Source organism: Roseovarius sp. MBR-51 (assembly GCF_053628575.1).
On the sequence record NZ_JBRJGQ010000015.1, the window covers coordinates 68,444 to 85,112 of the forward strand.

The 16,669-nt window shown below is 58.8% G+C and carries 17 protein-coding genes and 1 tRNA gene; 15 read left to right on the top strand and 3 right to left on the bottom strand.

The genetic code is table 11. From position 1 onward, the window contains the following. The first annotated feature begins 23 nt into the window (after positions 1–23). The gene (locus ACSSVY_RS18515) at positions 24–1,319 is read left to right on the top strand and encodes an adenylosuccinate synthase (RefSeq protein ID WP_454271204.1); all 1,296 of its coding nucleotides are present in this window, start codon (positions 24–26) and stop codon (positions 1,317–1,319) included. Positions 1,320–1,328: 9 nt separating this feature from the next. After that, the gene (locus ACSSVY_RS18520) at positions 1,329–1,553 is read left to right on the top strand and encodes a DUF2842 domain-containing protein (protein ID WP_454271206.1); all 225 of its coding nucleotides are present in this window, start codon (positions 1,329–1,331) and stop codon (positions 1,551–1,553) included. A gap of 74 nt (positions 1,554–1,627) precedes the next feature. On the opposite strand, the gene ACSSVY_RS18525 is transcribed toward ACSSVY_RS18520, so the two are convergent. Continuing rightward, a complete protein-coding gene (locus ACSSVY_RS18525; protein WP_454271208.1) occupies positions 1,628–4,036 on the bottom strand; it encodes a GcvT family protein in 2,409 nt (802 codons plus the stop codon). A gap of 244 nt (positions 4,037–4,280) precedes the next feature. Between ACSSVY_RS18525 and ACSSVY_RS18530 the strand changes: the two genes are divergently transcribed. Further along, positions 4,281–6,707, top strand: coding sequence for a GcvT family protein (locus ACSSVY_RS18530; protein WP_454271210.1), 2,427 nt, complete (start codon positions 4,281–4,283; stop codon positions 6,705–6,707). Between the two features lie 4 nt (positions 6,708–6,711). Here the strand turns inward: ACSSVY_RS18530 and ACSSVY_RS18535 are convergent, their stop codons facing one another. After that, positions 6,712–6,963: a hypothetical protein gene (locus ACSSVY_RS18535; RefSeq protein WP_454271211.1), complete on the bottom strand. Its 252-nt coding sequence runs from the start codon at positions 6,961–6,963 to the stop codon at positions 6,712–6,714. 10 nt (positions 6,964–6,973) lie between these two features. Continuing rightward, positions 6,974–7,627, bottom strand: a complete 654-nt coding sequence (locus ACSSVY_RS18540) for an alpha/beta hydrolase (RefSeq protein WP_454271213.1) — start codon at positions 7,625–7,627, stop codon at positions 6,974–6,976. A 158-nt stretch (positions 7,628–7,785) separates the two neighbouring features. On the opposite strand from ACSSVY_RS18540, the gene iscR reads away from it, so the two are divergent. From iscR to ACSSVY_RS18600, 12 genes are all read left to right on the top strand, one after another. Continuing rightward, positions 7,786–8,247, top strand: a complete 462-nt coding sequence (iscR, locus tag ACSSVY_RS18545) for a Fe-S cluster assembly transcriptional regulator IscR (RefSeq protein WP_454271214.1) — start codon at positions 7,786–7,788, stop codon at positions 8,245–8,247. A gap of 65 nt (positions 8,248–8,312) precedes the next feature. Then, the gene (locus tag ACSSVY_RS18550) at positions 8,313–9,356 is read left to right on the top strand and encodes a cysteine desulfurase family protein (protein ID WP_454271215.1); all 1,044 of its coding nucleotides are present in this window, start codon (positions 8,313–8,315) and stop codon (positions 9,354–9,356) included. Between the two features lie 17 nt (positions 9,357–9,373). Further along, positions 9,374–10,897 carry a Fe-S cluster assembly protein SufB gene (gene sufB / locus ACSSVY_RS18555; protein WP_454271216.1) on the top strand — a complete coding sequence of 508 codons (1,524 nt, stop codon included), beginning with the start codon at positions 9,374–9,376 and terminating at the stop codon, positions 10,895–10,897. Between the two features lie 5 nt (positions 10,898–10,902). Beyond that, the gene (locus ACSSVY_RS18560; RefSeq protein WP_454271218.1) at positions 10,903–11,250 is read left to right on the top strand and encodes a hypothetical protein; all 348 of its coding nucleotides are present in this window, start codon (positions 10,903–10,905) and stop codon (positions 11,248–11,250) included. After that, positions 11,247–11,561 (top strand): heavy metal-binding domain-containing protein, encoded by a 315-nt coding sequence (locus ACSSVY_RS18565; RefSeq protein WP_454271220.1) that lies wholly within the window; start codon positions 11,247–11,249, stop codon positions 11,559–11,561. The genes ACSSVY_RS18560 and ACSSVY_RS18565 overlap by 4 nt, the downstream gene beginning before the upstream one ends. A 1-nt stretch (position 11,562) precedes the next feature. Next, positions 11,563–12,168 carry a hypothetical protein gene (locus ACSSVY_RS18570; RefSeq protein ID WP_454271221.1) on the top strand — a complete coding sequence of 202 codons (606 nt, stop codon included), beginning with the start codon at positions 11,563–11,565 and terminating at the stop codon, positions 12,166–12,168. Between the two features lie 31 nt (positions 12,169–12,199). After that, positions 12,200–12,955, top strand: a complete 756-nt coding sequence (gene sufC, locus ACSSVY_RS18575) for a Fe-S cluster assembly ATPase SufC (RefSeq protein ID WP_454271223.1) — start codon at positions 12,200–12,202, stop codon at positions 12,953–12,955. Next, a complete protein-coding gene (sufD, locus tag ACSSVY_RS18580) occupies positions 12,955–14,244 on the top strand; it encodes a Fe-S cluster assembly protein SufD (RefSeq protein ID WP_454271225.1) in 1,290 nt (429 codons plus the stop codon). The genes sufC and sufD overlap by 1 nt, the downstream gene beginning before the upstream one ends. After that, a complete protein-coding gene (locus ACSSVY_RS18585) occupies positions 14,244–14,729 on the top strand; it encodes a YIP1 family protein (protein WP_454271227.1) in 486 nt (161 codons plus the stop codon). The genes sufD and ACSSVY_RS18585 overlap by 1 nt, the downstream gene beginning before the upstream one ends. Then, on the top strand, positions 14,726–15,322 hold the full coding sequence (locus ACSSVY_RS18590; RefSeq protein ID WP_454271229.1) for a Yip1 family protein: 597 nt from the start codon (positions 14,726–14,728) through the stop codon (positions 15,320–15,322). The genes ACSSVY_RS18585 and ACSSVY_RS18590 overlap by 4 nt, the downstream gene beginning before the upstream one ends. Position 15,323: 1 nt before the next feature. After that, entirely contained in the window at positions 15,324–16,544 is a 1,221-nt protein-coding gene (locus ACSSVY_RS18595) for a cysteine desulfurase (RefSeq protein WP_454271231.1), read from the top strand. Positions 16,545–16,592: 48 nt separating this feature from the next. Then, positions 16,593–16,669, top strand: a tRNA-Arg gene (locus ACSSVY_RS18600).

The following is a 16,669-nucleotide window of genomic DNA, read 5'->3' on the forward strand; positions in this document are numbered from 1 at the left end:
GACCAAATGCCGAGGGGTAAATCATGGCAAATGTCGTCGTCGTCGGGGCCCAATGGGGGGACGAGGGAAAAGGCAAGATCGTCGATTGGCTGAGCGAGCGCGCCGATGTGATCGCGCGGTTTCAGGGTGGCCATAACGCGGGCCATACCCTCGTGATCGACGGCAAGGTCTACAAGCTCAACGCGCTGCCCTCGGGCGTGGTGCGGGGCGGCAAGCTGAGCGTGATTGGTAATGGCGTGGTGCTCGATCCGTGGCATCTGATCAAGGAAATAGCTTCGATCCGCGAACAGGGTGTGACAATCACTCCGGAGACGCTGATGATCGCCGAAAATACGCCGCTCATTCTGCCGATCCACGGCGAATTGGACCGCGCCCGCGAAGAAGCGGCGAGCAAAGGCACCAAGATTGGCACCACCGGGCGCGGCATCGGGCCTGCTTATGAGGATAAGGTGGGGCGTCGTTCGGTCCGGGTGGCGGATTTGGCGGATGAGGCCACGCTCATTGCGCGGGTGGATCGCGCGCTCCAGCATCATGATCCGCTGCGGCGCGGGTTGGGGATCGCGCCGGTCGATCGCGAGGCCTTGATCGCGCAGCTCAAAGAAATCGCGCCGCAGATCCTTCCCTATGCCGCCCCCGTCTGGAGAGTGCTCAACGAGAACCGCCGCGCGGGCAAGCGTATCCTTTTCGAGGGGGCGCAGGGCGCGCTGCTGGATATTGATTTTGGCACCTATCCCTTTGTCACGTCGTCCAATGTGATCGCCGGTCAGGCGGCCACCGGCGTGGGTCTTGGACCGGGGGCGATTGATTACGTGCTGGGCATTGTCAAAGCCTATACGACGCGCGTGGGCGAGGGGCCGTTTCCAACCGAATTGCACGATGCGGATGGTCAGCGCCTTGGCGAGCGTGGGCATGAGTTTGGCACGGTGACGGGACGCAAGCGGCGCTGCGGCTGGTTCGATGCCTGTCTGGTTCGCCAGACCTGTGTCACCTCGGGTGTCACCGGCATTGCGCTGACAAAACTCGATGTGCTCGACGGGTTTGAAACACTGAAGATTTGCGTGGGCTATGACCTTAACGGCACGCGGCTGGATTACCTGCCGACCGCCGCTGATCAACAGGCCCGCTGCACGCCTATTTATGAGGAAATGCCCGGCTGGTCGCAATCAACGGAGGGCGCGCGCAGTTGGGCGGACCTGCCCGCCGAGGCGATCAAATACGTCCGGCGCGTCGAAGAGTTGATTGACTGCCCGGTTGCCCTACTTTCCACCTCACCCGAGCGTGAGGATACGATCCTCGTGACAGACCCTTTCGCGGATTGAGGAGAGCCGATGCCACTCAGTTACAAGGCCCGGAAACGCTGGTCACTCGTCGTCTTGCTGATCGGTCTGCCAGCCTATGTGGTGGCCGCAGTGAGCCTGGTGAATTGGATGGACCGGCCATCCATTTGGGTCGAGCTGTTGATCTATGTGGGACTTGGCTTTGTCTGGATCGTGCCGCTCAAGCGTGTGTTTATTGGCGTGGGCCAGCCTGATCCGGATGCGCCCAAGAACTGAGGCAGCGCTTTCATCGTTCGGAAAATACTCAAAAAAACGGCGTCTGCCCCAGAGTAGGCGCCGTTCTTCTGTTTTTAGCCGCGCATCCGCGCCCCATCCACGTCAAAGAGCGCTTCGGTGAGCATCGTCGCCCCATAACGTCGCCCGAGAATCTCAATCTCCGCACGCAAGCCTGGCTGCGCCTGTCCCGAAGGAATGAGCGCGAGTGCTATCGACTTGTCCGCGTGGTGCGAATAGCCACCCGAGGTGCAAAAACCGCGCACCTCATCCCCGATCCAGACCGGTTCGTAGCCGTTCACGTCGGCGTCTGTTGCTTCGACCTCAAACGCCACCAGTTTGCGCGCGGCGCCCTTGGCGCGTTCCGCCTCTGCCGCCGCACGCCCGACAAAATCGGCGTTCTTGGTAAAGCTGATAAAGCGGTCCATGCCGGTCTCGCCAGGGGTGTAATCGGGCGAAAACTCATTGAGCCACGAGCCAAAGAACCGATCAAGCCGCAGCGACATCATCGCGCGCATGCCAAAGGGTTTCATCCCGTGCTTTTGCCCCGTCGACCAGAGCACATCCCAGAGCGCGCGTTGCGCCATCGGGTCGCAGAAAATCTCATATCCCAGATCGCCGGTGTAACTGACGCGCTGCACGAGGCAATCGACCATGCCCACGGTCGCGTGGCGGACATCCATGAAGCGCATCTCGCCCAGCGGATCGCGGGTGCAGGCCATCAGCACATCCCGTGCGCGTGGTCCTGCGATCTGAAACCCGTTGAGCCGATCTGAGATATTCTCGACCGTGACACCCTCTGTCTCGTTCTGCGCGAACCAGCGCATATGGACGGCTTGTGCGCCGTAAGAGGCAGTGAGTTGGAAGCTCTCGTCATTGAGGCAAGACACCGTGAAATCACCCCAGAGCCGCCCTTTGGGCGAGAGCATCGGGGTGAGCGAGAGACGACCCGGTTTGGGAATCCGCCCCGCCATGATCCGGTCGAGCCAGTCGCGCGCGTTAGGGCCGGAGACAAGGTACTTGCCAAAGTTATGCACCTCGTTGATGCCGACAGCCTCTCGCACCGCCTTGACCTCTCGGGCCGTGGCCTCCCATGCGTTGGAGCGGCGGAAGGATGGGGTCTCATAGCGCGGCTCGTCGCCGGTCGCGAAGTAGTTGACCACCTCCAGTCCGTATTGCGCGCCCCAGACCGCGCCCATACTGTCGAATATGTCGTACATGGGCGTCTGACGGAAGGGGCGGGCGGCAGGCAGCTCTTCGTTCGGGTAGCTGACGCTGAACCGTTTCTGATAGTTTTCAATGACTTTCGGGCGGGTATAGCCCGGCGTGATCCAGTCGCCAAAGCGGGCCACGTCCATGGCGGTCACATCGCGTTCGCACTCGCCCTCGATCATCCATTGCGCCAACATGAGGCCGACGCCGCCACCCTGGGAAAAACCCGCCATGACACCACAGGCTGACCAATAGCCGCGCAGCCCCGGAATGGGACCGACCAGCGGGTTGCCATCGGGGGCAAAGGTGAAGGGTCCGTGGATGACCGACTTGACGCCCGCCCGTTCCAGAACCGGGAAACGACGATAGGCGAATTCGATGCTGGCCTCGATCTTGTCAAGGTTGTCCGGCAGAAGTTCATGGCCAAAATCCCAAGGCGTGCCATCGACCGCCCAGGGTTTGCAGGGTTGCTCATAAAAGCCAATACACAGTCCGCGCCCCTCTTGGCGCAGATAGCTTTCGCCTGCCGGGTCCATGACGTGGGGGTGTTCGGTATCGCGACTGTAGATTTCGGGGATTTCGTCGGTCACGATATACTGATGTTCCATCGGGTGCAGCGGCAGGTAGACGCCCGCCATCGCCCCCACTTCGCGCGCCCAGAGACCACCCGCGTTGACCACATGGTCCGTGTGGATCGTGCCCTTGTCCGTCACCACATCCCAAGTGCCATCGGCGCGTTGATTGGTTTCACGCACCATGCAATGCGTCTCGATCTGCGCGCCACCCATGCGCGCGGCCTTGGCATAGGCATGTGTCGTGCCGGACGGATCAAGATGGCCGTCAAGCGGATCGTAGAGCCCGCCCAGAATACCGTCGATATTGGTGACCGGGGCAATCTTTGCGATCTCTTCGGGCGTCACGATATGGGTGTCGAGGCCCATGTAGCGATGCTTGGCGCGTTCGGCCAAAAGCATGTCGAACCGGTCGCGATTGTCCGCGAGCGTCACGCCGCCGACATGGTGCAACCCGCAGGACATGCCGGTGATCTCTTCGAGTTCCTTGTAGAGGTGGATCGTATAGCCCTGAAGGGCAGCCATATTGGTGTCACCGTTGAGGGTGTGAAACCCGCCGGCGGCATGCCAAGTTGAGCCTGACGTTAGTTCTGAGCGTTCCAGAAGCATCACATCGGACCAGCCCAGTTTGGTCAGGTGATAGAGCACGGAACAGCCGACGACACCGCCGCCGATGACGACCACACGGGTGCTGGTTTTCATTGAGAGCCTCCTGATGTTTTGCCAGAGCCTGCCCGCTACGTGTCAAAGATCATGTCTATCAGCGACAAATTCTGACGTATTTGTGGTTCTGCTGCCAAGTGAAACGTTGGCCATCGCGGGGGTGGCGGTTTTCAAAGAAAACTTGTGCCTAGTTTTACCACCGCGACAAAGTATGTCGGAAAATGGCATTCATCCGGAGAGGGGTCGCCGCAGTTTGTGCCGAAACTTGATCAAGGGATCCCCTATGAAGACCCATGCACAGGCCGTCGTGATCGGCGGCGGCGTTATCGGATGCTCGATTCTCTACCACCTGACCAAGCTGGGGTGGACCGATGTCGTCCTGCTTGAACGCAACGAGCTGACAAGCGGTAGCACATGGCACGCAGCGGCCAATATCCACGGGCTGCATGACAGCGCCAATATCAGTCGCCTGCAACATTACACGATGAAGCTTTATAACGAGCTCGAGGCCGAGACCGGGCAAAGCTGCGGCGTGTTCCAGCCCGGCAGCCTCTATCTGGCGCAGACCGAGAACCGCGAGCATCAATTGCGACTTCAGGCGTCCAAAGCCAAACTCTATGGGATGAATTTCCACGAAGTCAGCCGCGATGAGGCCGAGCGCCTGCATCCGTTGGTGAATTTCGACGGTATCCGCTGCATCATGTACGAGCCCGATGGCGGCAATGTAGACCCCTCGGGCGTGACCAACGCCTATGCCGTGGGGGCGCGGCAGCGGGGCGCGGAAATCCACCGTTTCACGCCGGTTACAGCGACGGTGCCGCAACCGGACGGCTCTTGGATCGTTGAGACGCCCAAGGGCAATATTCATACGCCTTGGGTGATCAATGCCGCCGGTCTCTGGGGGCGTGAGGTGGCCAAGCTGGCGGGGATCGAATTGCCGCTGCAACCGACGGAACATCAGTATTTCGTGACCGAGATGATTGCCGAGATTGCCGGAATGGATCGGCGCTTGCCTTCGGTGGCGGATCGCGACGGGGAATATTACCTACGACAAGAGGGCAAGGGCCTGCTGATCGGTGCCTATGAGCGCGATATGCGGTTCTGGGCCGAGGACGGCACGCCGCTTGATTTCGCGCATGATCTCTTTCCCGATGATCTGGAGCGGATCGAGGAAAACATGATGCGTGCCATCGACCGGGTGCCTGTGGTGGGCACAGCGGGGATCAAGCGGGTGATCAACGGGCCAATGATCTGGTCGCCTGACAGCAATGTCATTCTTGGGCCGGTGCCCGAACTCAAGGGTTATTTCTGTTGCAACGGCATCATCCCCGGCTTTAGCCAATCGGCAGGCATGGGCTGGATGGTCGCCGAATGGCTGATCAACGGCGAGATGAAATACGACATGTTCGCCTGGGATGTTGCGCGCTTTGGCCTCTGGGCCAACAACCGCGATTTCGTCAAGGCCAAGGTGCGCGATCAATATGCGCATCGTTTCTCGATTCATTTCCCCAATGAAGAGCGCAGCGCCGGGCGTCCGCTGCGCACGCGGCCCGTCTATGAGATGCAAAAGGACATGGGCGCGGTCTTTGGCCTCAATTACGGCTGGGAGCATCCTTTGTGGTTCTCGGATGCGCCCGGCACGGTGGATACCAACGGCTTTACCCGGCAGAATTGGTGGGCGCCGGTGGGCGAGGAATGCAAGATGCTGCGCGAGCGGGCGGGGATCATCGATATTTCCAATTTCGCCAAATACCGGGTCAAAGGGCCGGGGGCGGAGGATTGGCTGAACGCTGTCTTTGCAAACCGGATGCCCAAGGCGGTCGGGCGGTCGTGTCTGACGCCGCTGATTGGCGTGCGGGGCGGAATTGCCGGCGATGCGACGGTGACGCGGCTGGCGGAGGAGGAATTCTGGGTGATTTCCTCAGGCATGGCGGAACGCTATCACAAGCGGTTCTTTGATGCGGTGCCGTTACCAGAGGGGACCACGTTTGAGAGCCTGACCGACACCGTCTGTGGTTTTAACGTGGCGGGGCCGCAATCGCGCGAGATGTTGCAACGGTTGACGAATGCCTCACTGGCGACGGCGGATTTCCCGTTCATGGCAAGCCGCCGGATTGAGCTGGGTGGGGTCCCGTGCGTGGCCATTCGTGTGAGTTTCACCGGCGATCTGGGCTGGGAATTGCATTGCGCGGCTGAGGATCAGGCGCGGCTCTATAAGGTGCTGCTGGAAGCAGGGCGTGAGATAGGCGCGGGGCCAGTGGGCAGTCGGGCGCTGATGAGCCTGCGCATTGAGAAGGGTTATGGGTCCTGGAGTCGCGAATACAGCCCTGAATACTGGCCGCAAGAAGCTGGCCTGGATGGTCTTTGCAAGATGGACAAAGCGTTCCTGAACAAGGCCGCGCTTCAGGAGGTGATCACGCAGGAGCCGCGCGAGCGACTGGTGATCCTGCATCTGAGTGAGGCGGATGTCACAGCGTCGAACGCGGATGCCACCGGCGGAGAGCCGATTTTCAAGGATGGTGTCGGTGTGGGCCGCGTGTCTTCGGGTGCCTACGGCTATTCCGTCGGCATGAGCCTCGCGCTTGGCTATGTCAAAGGGGGGGCAAGGCCTGGTGAGGAGGTCGACGTTATGGTCTTGGGTCGACCGCACCGCGCGCGCATTCTGGATGCGGCCCCGTTTGATCCTGAAGGCACGCGCCTGCGCGCCTGAGGCGTCAGCCGTCGCCTTTGTCGGCGGCGGCCTCCTGTGCGGCCTTGAAGCGTTTTAGCTTGTCCAAAAGCAGTGCCCGCGCCTTGATATTGGCGCGGCGTACGCGGACAGCGGTCAAAAACGCCTCTTCGGCCGTTTGCGAAGTGGCCCCGAGGATGTTTTGAATGTCGATGATGATGGTCTCATCGCCTGTGGCCTCGATCGCCTTGATCACATCGCGGGCCAATTCATCCGCGAGATCCTCGGTCACTCCCATGGAACAATCCTCAGCGCGTGTTCTCGGTCAGACGCCGTTTGACATAGGTGCTCACCGAGCCGATCATCGTGTCCATATGCGATTCCTTGAAGAAGTGATCCGCGCCGTCGACCTCTTGATGGGTGATGGTGATTCCATGCTGCTCGTGCAGCTTGTTCACCAGTGTCTTGGTGTCCGCAGGGGGAGCGACCCTATCGTTGCTACCATTGATAATCAGCCCGGACGCCGGGCAGGGGGCAAGAAAGCTGAAATCATACATATTGGCAGGTGGGCTGACCGAAATGAATCCAGTGATTTCCGGCCGCCGCATCAGGAGTTGCATCCCAATCCATGCGCCAAAGGAAAAGCCCGCGACCCAACAATGTTTTGAATTGTTGTTCATGGATTGCAGGTAATCGAGCGCCGAAGCGGCATCACTCAGCTCCCCAACACCCTGATCATATTCGCCCTGACTGCGGCCTACGCCGCGGAAATTGAAACGCAACACGGTAAAGCCCATGTTGTAAAAGGCGTAGTGCAGGTTATACACGACCTTGTTGTTCATCGTGCCACCGAATTGTGGATGCGGATGCAACACAATCGCAATGGGCGCGTCTTTTTCCTTTTGCGGGTGGTAGCGGCCTTCGAGCCGACCCTCGGGGCCGGGAAAGATAACCTCGGGCATGGGTTCCCTGTGTCCTCTTCATGGGTGAGTGCGATAATCTTGACGACTTCGCTCGGGCACCTTAGAACTGTTCTAAATTGTGATCCGGGCCAGGATGGCTCAGAGCGAGATAAGCCTTGCGCGGCGCAAGGTCAATCAGTTCGCGTAGGGGAAGATCAATGAAACTGAGCACAAAGGGGCGTTATGCCATGGTTGCACTGGTCGATATCGCCTTGCAACCGGCTGGGGCGGTCGTAACTCTTGGGGATGTTTCGCGACGACAGGATATATCGCTGCCTTATCTAGAGCAGCTTTTTGTCAAACTTCGGCGCGCCGAACTTGTGACCTCGGTCCGGGGCCCGGGCGGCGGATATCGGTTGATGCGGCCTGCGTCTGAAATCCGGGTCTCGGATATTCTGGCGGCGGTGGATGAGACGATTGATGCGCTGCACAAGGGGGCAGGGGCCTCGGGTGGGGCAAGCGGATCGCGGGCGCAATCCATGGCCAATCGGTTGTGGGAAGGCCTGAGCGCACAGGTCTATGTGTTTCTACACCAGACTCGTCTGAGCGATGTGGCGGGCAATTCGCTGGCCCCTTGTCCCGCCGTGCCCAACCTCTTTGCCGTGGTGGACGAGGATTGATGTCAAACCTGTGACGGCATTGCCGTCACAGACCCAGCGTATTTCACCAACAAGAATGGGCGATCATGCACAGGGTCTATCTCGATTACAATGCAACGGCTCCGCTGCGTCCTGAGGCGCGAGAGGCCATGATTGATGCCATGGAGCTCCTCGGCAACCCCTCAAGTGTGCATGCCGAAGGACGTGCCGCCAGAGGGCTGGTGGAGCGCGCGCGCGCGCAGGTCGCGACAGCCTTTGGGGCCGATGGGGCCGATGTGATCTTTACGTCCGGAGCAACAGAAGCCGCGGCTCTTGCCTGTGCCGGGCGGACCCTGCACGGAAGTTTGGTCGAACATGATGCAGTTGGCGCGTGGATCACTCCGGATTTGCCGGTGGATGCTGACGGGCGTGTCACGGTCCTTGATCCCGCGCAATCGGTGTTGCAATTGGCCAATTCGGAGACCGGCGTGGTCCAATCCCTGCCTGAGGGATTAGCGGTCAGCGACATGACCCAAGCCTTTGGGAGATTGCCCCTAGCCTTTAACTGGTCTGGCGCAGAAATGGCGCTTGTCTCCGCTCATAAGCTCGGGGGACCAAAAGGGGTGGGCGCGTTGATCATCCGGCGCGGCACGAATCTGGCAGCACAAATCCGCGGCGGAGGTCAGGAAATGGGCCGTAGAGCCGGTACCGAGAATGTGATCGGTATCGCCGGATTTGGCGCTGCGGCAGAGGCTTGCGGGCTTGATCTTGAAGACGGTCAATGGGCACGGATTGAAAAACTTAGAAACATTCTAGAAAATACCATTGCAGAGTTTTCAAATGAGACTATTTTTGTCGGGAAAGCTGCCGCACGTTTGCCGAATACCAGTTGCTTTGTCACTCCGGGTTGGAAAGGCGAGACACAGGTAATGGCGATGGATCTAGCCGGGTTCGCGATCTCTGCCGGGAGCGCATGTTCCAGTGGCAAGGTCAAATCAAGCCGGGTGCTGCGCGCGATGGGGTTTGACGAGGTCTTGGCGGGCTGCGCGGTCCGCGTGTCGTTGGGGCCGCAAACGACAGAAGACGATATACTGCGCTTTGCCGAAGCCTGGTTGAAGCGACTGCAAAAGCATCGGGGCCGATTGGCCTGATACGTAAGGAGATGGGAATGGCTGCTTTGGATGACGTTCAGGTCAAGGACGGTGTTGATCGTGAAACCGTCGATGCGGTGCGCCAAGTTGGCGAAGCCTACAAGCATGGCTGGAACACCGATATCGAGATGGAATACGCGCCGCTTGGGTTGAACGAAGACATTGTTCGGCTGATCTCGTCCAAGAATAAAGAACCCGAGTGGATGACCGAGTGGCGGCTAGAAGCCTATCGTCGCTGGCTGACCAAGACCGAGCCGGAATGGGCGATGGTGGATTATCCCAAGATCGACTTTCAGGCGCAGTATTACTATGCCCGCCCCAAGTCGATGGAGGTAAAGCCCAAGTCGCTCGACGAGGTCGATCCCAAATTGCTGGCCACCTATGAAAAGCTGGGTATTCCTCTGAAAGAGCAGATGATTCTTGCCGGGGTTGACGGTGCTGAGGATGCGCCAGCCGAAGGCCGCAAGGTGGCGGTGGATGCGGTGTTCGATTCGGTGTCCGTGGGCACCACCTTTCAAAAGGAACTGCGGCAGGCCGGGGTGATCTTTTGCTCGATCTCCGAGGCGATCCGCGAGCATCCCGAGCTGGTCAAGAAATACCTCGGCTCTGTCGTGCCGGTCAGTGACAATTTCTATGCCACGCTGAATTCGGCGGTGTTTTCAGACGGGTCGTTCGTCTATGTGCCGCCCGGCGTGCGTTGCCCGATGGAGTTGAGCACCTATTTCCGGATCAATGCCGAGAATACCGGTCAATTCGAGCGGACACTGATCATCGCCGACAAGGGGTCGTATGTGAGCTATCTCGAAGGCTGCACCGCGCCCAAGCGTGACGTAGCCCAGCTTCACGCCGCTGTGGTCGAGATCATCATCGAGGAAGACGCCGAGGTGAAATATTCCACGGTGCAGAACTGGTATCCAGGCGATGAGAACGGCAAGGGCGGGATCTATAATTTTGTGACCAAGCGCGCCGATTGCCGGGGCGACCGGGCCAAGGTGATGTGGACGCAGGTGGAAACCGGCTCTGCCGTGACGTGGAAATACCCGTCCTGCATCCTGCGCGGCGATGACAGCCAAGGCGAATTCTATTCCATCGCGATCGCCAACAACTATCAGCAGGCTGATACCGGCACCAAGATGATCCATTTGGGCAAGAACACCCGGTCGCGCATCGTCTCCAAGGGGATCAGCGCTGGCCATGCGCAGAACACCTATCGCGGGCTGGTCAGCATGCACCCCAAGGCCAAGAACAGCCGCAATTACACGCAATGCGACAGCCTGCTTATCGGCGACAAATGCGGGGCGCATACGGTGCCCTATATCGAGGTCAAGAACAACTCGAGCCGTGTCGAGCATGAGGCCACCACTTCCAAGGTGGATGACGATCAGATGTTCTATTGCCGCGCCCGTGGCATGGACGAGGAAGAGGCGGTGGCGCTTGTGGTCAACGGGTTCTGCAAAGACGTGTTGCAGGCCCTGCCGATGGAGTTTGCCATGGAAGCGCAGCAGTTGGTTGCGATTTCACTGGAAGGGTCGGTGGGTTAATTCACATGAGCCAAGGTGGAGAAACGGGGTTTCATGCAGCGCTGAGTGACAGTCAAGCCGCCAGTTTCTTTGACGGCGCGCGTGAGGGCGTTATGGCCTTCATTGGCACGGGACTCTTGTGCACTGTTGCTGTCAGTTCATCTGCCCCGAGGGATTACAGGCTCGTCGTGCTGATTATGGGCATAGTCGCAGTTTCCACGCTCAGCATGATTGTCGTTGCAAGGTTCTTTAGTCGTCGCAATGCGCGGTGGCGCGAGACTGAGGCAGAGGCGTACTGCGCTATGATTGAAGAGAATCGACAACGTCAAATCGCCGAGATGAACGATAAGTCTGCCGAGGTCCGGACAAAATGATCGTCACCACCACCAGCACCATCGAGGGTCGCAAGATCGTGGATTATCGCGGCATCGTCGTGGGTGAGGCAATCATGGGCGCCAATATCGTGCGCGATTTCTTTGCCCAGATCACCGATGTGGTCGGTGGGCGGTCTGACTCTTATGAGAGCAAGCTGCGCGAGGCGCGTGAAGTGGCATTGAGCGAGTTGCAAGAGCGCGCAGCAGAGCTTGGGGCTGATGCCGTGGTTGGGGTCGATCTCGATTACGAGGTGGTGGGCGACTCGATGCTCATGGTGTCGGCCAGCGGCACGGCGGTCGTGCTGGACTGATATGGCTGGGTCAGACACCATAGACAGGCCGGTTCTTACCCTGCCCGACGCCGAGGCTGCGCACCTGCGCGAGGTCTATGCGCGCGCAGAGGTCATTCTCGAATATGGCTCGGGTGGATCGACCGTTGTCGCCGCCGAAATGCCCGGAAAGCGAGTGTTCTCGGTCGAGAGCGATGAAGAGTGGGCGAAAATGATGCGCGAGTGGTTCGCACAGAATCCACCCGCAAAGGACACGAACGTGGACGTTCTCTGGTCGGACATCGGTCCCACCAAGGAATGGGGCTTCCCTCGGAATGCGAGCGGCTGGCGGCGCTATGCGCGCTACCCCCTCAAGGTCTGGGAACTGCCAGAGTTTGTTCAGCCTGATGTGGTCTTGGTTGATGGTCGTTTTCGCACCGGCTGCGCTTTGGCAGCAGCACTAAGCACTACGCGACCTATCACGCTCCTGTTCGACGATTACACTCCGCGCAAGCACTATCACCGGGTAGAGGATATGATTGGCGCCCCTCGACGGCTCATCGGTCGAATGGCCGAATTCGAGGTGGAGCCGATGGTTCTCAAGCCCGAGACCCTGTTGACAATTATTGAGATGATGACACGGCCGTGATGCCGCCACGAAATACAGAAGGATGATAAAAATGTTGGAAATCAAAAACCTGCACGTCGATCTTGAAGAAGAGGACAAGACCATCCTCAAGGGTGTTAACCTGACTGTCGAGGCTGGCAAGGTGCATGCGATCATGGGGCCGAACGGCTCTGGCAAATCCACATTGTCTTATGTTCTCTCGGGGCGCGATGGCTACAAGGTAACCCAAGGCAGCGCCACGCTCTCTGGCGTTGACTTGCTCGACATGGAGCCAGAGGAGCGCGCAGCGGCAGGGTTGTTTCTCGCATTCCAGTACCCGGTGGAAATCCCCGGCGTGGGCAACATGACCTTCTTGCGCACCGCCGTGAATGCGCAGCGCAAGGCGCGTGGCGAGGACGAGATGAGTGCAGCAGATTTCCTCAAACTTGTGCGGGAAAAGGCCAAAACGCTGCAAATCGACGCCGAGATGCTGAAACGCCCCGTCAATGTAGGCTTTTCCGGTGGTGAGAAGAAGCGAAATGAAATTCTCCAGATGGCCATGTTGGAGCCTAAGATGTGCATCTTGGACGAGACTGACTCGGGCTTGGATGTGGATGCGATGAAGCTGGTGGCTGACGGGGTGAACGCTTTGCGGGATGCCGGACGCGGCTTTCTTGTCATTACGCACTACCAGCGTCTGCTTGACCACATCAAACCGGACGTAGTTCACATCATGTCTGATGGTCGGATCATCAAGACAGGTGGCCCGGAACTCGCCCTTGAGGTGGAGCAGAACGGGTACGCCGACATTCTGTCGGAGGGCGTGTAATGGCTGCGCCGCAAGCAAAGCAGGACGTGGTTGAGGCGCGGTTGAGTGCGTTGACCCTGCCGGATGGGGGCAAGTGGATCACAACAGCCCGTGAGGCCGCTTTGCGGCGGTTGAGGACATTGGGATTGCCGGACCGCCGTGACGAGTATTGGAAATTCACCCGCCCCGACACGCTGGTGCAAGCCAACGCACCGGAAGCCGCCTTGTTACAGGGGGCCGAGGAACCAGAGGGTTTTGACGCGGTCAATCGCCTGAAACTGGTGTTTGTGGATGGGGTGTTCGATGCCGAGGCAAGTGATGATCTGGCACTCGACGGTGTGCGGATCGAGCGACTGAGTGAGGCAGCGAAAACCGATATCCATTGGGCGCGCGACCTCTATGGCGTTCTGGAAGAGCGCGGACAGAGCCCCGTTCCCCGGTCCCTCGCGGCATTCAACACCGCCTTTGCAAGTGACGGGATGTTGATCCATGTGACGGGTCGTCCGAGGAAGGCTATAAATCTGATTTATATCCATAAATCAAAGACTTCAGACGCGGTATTGCACCATGTGATCAAGCTGGAGACCGGAGCTGAGCTGACCATTCTCGAAAGTGGTCCGGCGGCGGCGCGGCTCAACAAGGTCATGGAAGTCGATATCGCAGATGAGGCGACATTTCACCACATTTGCACCCAAGGCCGAGATCACGAGCGGCGCGCGGTCACGCATCTTTTTGCCCGGCTGGCGGCGCAGAGCACGTTCAAATCCTTTACCATGACAGCCAATGGGAAGATGACACGCAATGAATGCGTGATCGAACTGACCGGCGATGACGCTGTGGCCCATGTGGCGGGCGCTGCGATGGGGGATGGTGATTTTCATCAGGATGACACGGTGTTCGTCACCCATGATGCGCTGCGGTGTGAGAGCCGTCAGGTGTTCAAGAAAGTCTTGCGCAAGGGCGCGACGGGCGTGTTTCAGGGAAAGATTCTTGTCAAACCGGGCGCGCAAAAAACCGATGGATATCAGATCAGCCAAGCGCTTTTGCTAGACGAGGACAGTCAGTTTCTAGCCAAACCAGAGCTGGAGATCTATGCCGACGATGTGGCCTGTTCCCATGGCTCGACCTCGGGCGCAATTGATGAGGACGCGCTCTATTATCTGCGTGCGAGGGGTATTCCAAAGTCAGTGGCGACGGACCTGCTCACATTGTCGTTCCTGGCTGAAGCTGTTGAGGAAATCGAAGACGAGACCCTGCGTGAGGAAATCAACGGTCAGTTGGCTGGCTGGCTGGAGCGCAGGCGCCGCTGATGCCGGTCACAACAGACCTTGTCGCGACCTATCGCGGTCCACGCCGGGTGGTGCGGCGCTTGCTCGCCATGGGGCCGCGTGAGGATCGCGCGCTGGTGATCTTGATCGCGGCTTGCGTTGTTGTGTTTGTTGCACAATGGCCGCGGCTGGCGCGCGAGGCACATTTCACTGGGCAGGAGTTGAATCCCATGTTGGGGGGCGCGTTGCTGGCATGGATCTTCTTTGCGCCGCTTATTCTCTATGCTTTGGCGCTGATATGCCATGGCATTGCGCGGCTGTTTGGCGGTCGCGGTTCGGCCTATGATGCGCGGGTCGCGCTTTTCTGGGCGTTTCTGGCGGCAAGCCCTCTCATTCTTTTGCATGGGCTTGTGGCAGGATTTGTCGGGCCAGGACCGGGATTGCAGGCTGTTGGTCTCTTGTGGTTGCTGGTGTTCTTGTGGTTTTGGATGTCGGGTATGATTGAGGCGGGATGGAGCAAGGCATGACCCAGGCGCAATTCAAGGCGCTCTTGATAGAAACCCTGTTTCGCCCGCGTGACGCTGCGCGGGCGCTGATGGGTTTTGGGCTTCCGCAGCAGATCTTGTGGATGGCTCTGGTGCTGATGTCTGTCCTGAATGCCATCGTCTATTCCGTATCGTTGCGCCTCTCGCCTCCGACGGATCCCACCGCCGTGACGATCATGCCGCCCGCGTTCCATTCACCTCTGCTCTTCACGATTTTCTTGTTTGGGGCGCTCGCCATCACCGTATTTGCTCTGTTCTGGGTGGGTCGATCGCTTGGCGGCAAGGCGCGGATGGAGGATGTGCTGGTCTTGATCTGCTGGTTGCAGGTGCTGCGACTGATCCTGCAAATGGCGGTCGCCATTCTGGTTTTGACTCTGCCTTCGGCTGCGGTTCTGTTGATCTTTCTGTCTTCGATTTGGGGGATCTACATTCTGATCGGCTTTGTCGATACCGCGCATCGCTATGATAACATGCTGAAATCTGCTGGTGTGATTGTACTCTCCATCGCCGCGATGGCGGTTGGATTGAGCATTCTGCTAAGCATTATCGGCGTGGCTGCAATGGGAGGAGCATGAAATGCTCGATGTTGATAAAATTCGTGCCGACTTCCCAATCCTTGGACGAGAAGTGAACGGTAAGCCATTGGTTTATCTCGATAATGGAGCATCTGCCCAAAAACCGCAGGTTGTCATAGATGCCGTCACCAAGGCTTATTCGATGGAATATGCCAATGTGCATCGCGGGCTGCATTATCTGAGCAACCTCGCAACCGAGAAATACGAGGCGGTTCGTGGTGTTGTCGCACGGTTTCTGGGCGTCGCAGATGAGGATCAGATCATTTTCAATTCTGGCACCACCGAGGGCATCAATATGGTCGCCTACGGTTGGGCCATGCCGCGGATGCAGCCCGGCGACGAGATTATTCTCAGCATTATGGAACATCATGCCAATATCGTGCCTTGGCATTTTCTCCGGGAACGGCAGGGGGTAGTGCTCAAATGGGTGGATGTGGATGCGCGCGGGGGGCTTGATCCGCAAAAGGTCGTCGATGCCATCACACCAAGAACAAAGCTGATTGCAATTACACATCTTTCCAATGTGTTGGGGACCAAAGTTGATGTGAAGGCGATCTGCGATGCGGCGCATGCCCATGGCGTTCCGGTGCTCATCGATGGCTCTCAGGCAGCGGTGCATATGCCCGTGAACCTCGATGAGATGGGTTGTGATTTCTATGCGATTACGGGCCACAAGCTCTATGGGCCGTCGGGCTCTGGCGCGATGTATGTGCACAAGGATCGTATGGCTGAAATGCGTCCCTTCATGGGGGGCGGCGACATGATCCGTGAGGTAACGCGCGACAGCGTGACCTATAACGATCCGCCGATGAAGTTCGAGGCGGGAACCCCCGGTATCGTGCAGACCATCGGGCTTGGCGTGGCGCTTGAGTATATGATGGGCGTTGGGATGCATGCGATCAGCGCGCACGAGGATGATCTGAGCCGATATGCTCAGGAACGCCTCGCTGGGCTCAACTGGATCAATGTCCAGGGCAGCATGCCGGACAAAGCCGCAATATTCTCCTTCACAATGCAAGGGGCTGCGCATGCGCATGATATATCGACCATTCTTGACAAGAAGGGGGTGGCTGTCCGTGCGGGCCAGCATTGCACGGGGCCTTTGATGGAGCATCTTGGCGTGACCGCCACCTGCAGGGCCTCTTTTGCCATGTACAACACGCGCGCCGAGGTCGACGTGTTGATCGAGGCGCTCGAACTGGCGCATGAACTATTTGGCTGATTTTGCGATTGCGGGGCAGATCATGCCCCGCTATACCACCGCGCAAGTGGACCCATAGCTCAGCTGGATAGAGCGCTGCCCTCCGAAGGCAGAGGCCAGAGGTTCGAATCCTCTTGGGTCCGCCA

What these genes read in the sequence shown, in the direction of transcription:
- ACSSVY_RS18595 (WP_454271231.1), top strand. Translation starts at nt 15,324, where the DNA reads ATGCTCGATGTTGATAAAATTCGTGCCGACTTCCCAATCCTTGGACGA.
- ACSSVY_RS18525 (WP_454271208.1), bottom strand. Translation starts at nt 4,036, where the DNA reads ATGAAAACCAGCACCCGTGTGGTCGTCATCGGCGGCGGTGTCGTCGGC.
- ACSSVY_RS18550 (WP_454271215.1), top strand. Translation starts at nt 8,313, where the DNA reads ATGCACAGGGTCTATCTCGATTACAATGCAACGGCTCCGCTGCGTCCT.
- ACSSVY_RS18530 (WP_454271210.1), top strand. Translation starts at nt 4,281, where the DNA reads ATGAAGACCCATGCACAGGCCGTCGTGATCGGCGGCGGCGTTATCGGA.
- iscR (WP_454271214.1), top strand. Translation starts at nt 7,786, where the DNA reads ATGAAACTGAGCACAAAGGGGCGTTATGCCATGGTTGCACTGGTCGAT.
- sufB (WP_454271216.1), top strand. Translation starts at nt 9,374, where the DNA reads ATGGCTGCTTTGGATGACGTTCAGGTCAAGGACGGTGTTGATCGTGAA.
- ACSSVY_RS18590 (WP_454271229.1), top strand. Translation starts at nt 14,726, where the DNA reads ATGACCCAGGCGCAATTCAAGGCGCTCTTGATAGAAACCCTGTTTCGC.
- ACSSVY_RS18560 (WP_454271218.1), top strand. Translation starts at nt 10,903, where the DNA reads ATGAGCCAAGGTGGAGAAACGGGGTTTCATGCAGCGCTGAGTGACAGT.
- ACSSVY_RS18520 (WP_454271206.1), top strand. Translation starts at nt 1,329, where the DNA reads ATGCCACTCAGTTACAAGGCCCGGAAACGCTGGTCACTCGTCGTCTTG.
- sufC (WP_454271223.1), top strand. Translation starts at nt 12,200, where the DNA reads ATGTTGGAAATCAAAAACCTGCACGTCGATCTTGAAGAAGAGGACAAG.
- ACSSVY_RS18585 (WP_454271227.1), top strand. Translation starts at nt 14,244, where the DNA reads ATGCCGGTCACAACAGACCTTGTCGCGACCTATCGCGGTCCACGCCGG.
- ACSSVY_RS18540 (WP_454271213.1), bottom strand. Translation starts at nt 7,627, where the DNA reads ATGCCCGAGGTTATCTTTCCCGGCCCCGAGGGTCGGCTCGAAGGCCGC.
- ACSSVY_RS18535 (WP_454271211.1), bottom strand. Translation starts at nt 6,963, where the DNA reads ATGGGAGTGACCGAGGATCTCGCGGATGAATTGGCCCGCGATGTGATC.
- ACSSVY_RS18565 (WP_454271220.1), top strand. Translation starts at nt 11,247, where the DNA reads ATGATCGTCACCACCACCAGCACCATCGAGGGTCGCAAGATCGTGGAT.
- ACSSVY_RS18515 (WP_454271204.1), top strand. Translation starts at nt 24, where the DNA reads ATGGCAAATGTCGTCGTCGTCGGGGCCCAATGGGGGGACGAGGGAAAA.
- ACSSVY_RS18570 (WP_454271221.1), top strand. Translation starts at nt 11,563, where the DNA reads ATGGCTGGGTCAGACACCATAGACAGGCCGGTTCTTACCCTGCCCGAC.
- sufD (WP_454271225.1), top strand. Translation starts at nt 12,955, where the DNA reads ATGGCTGCGCCGCAAGCAAAGCAGGACGTGGTTGAGGCGCGGTTGAGT.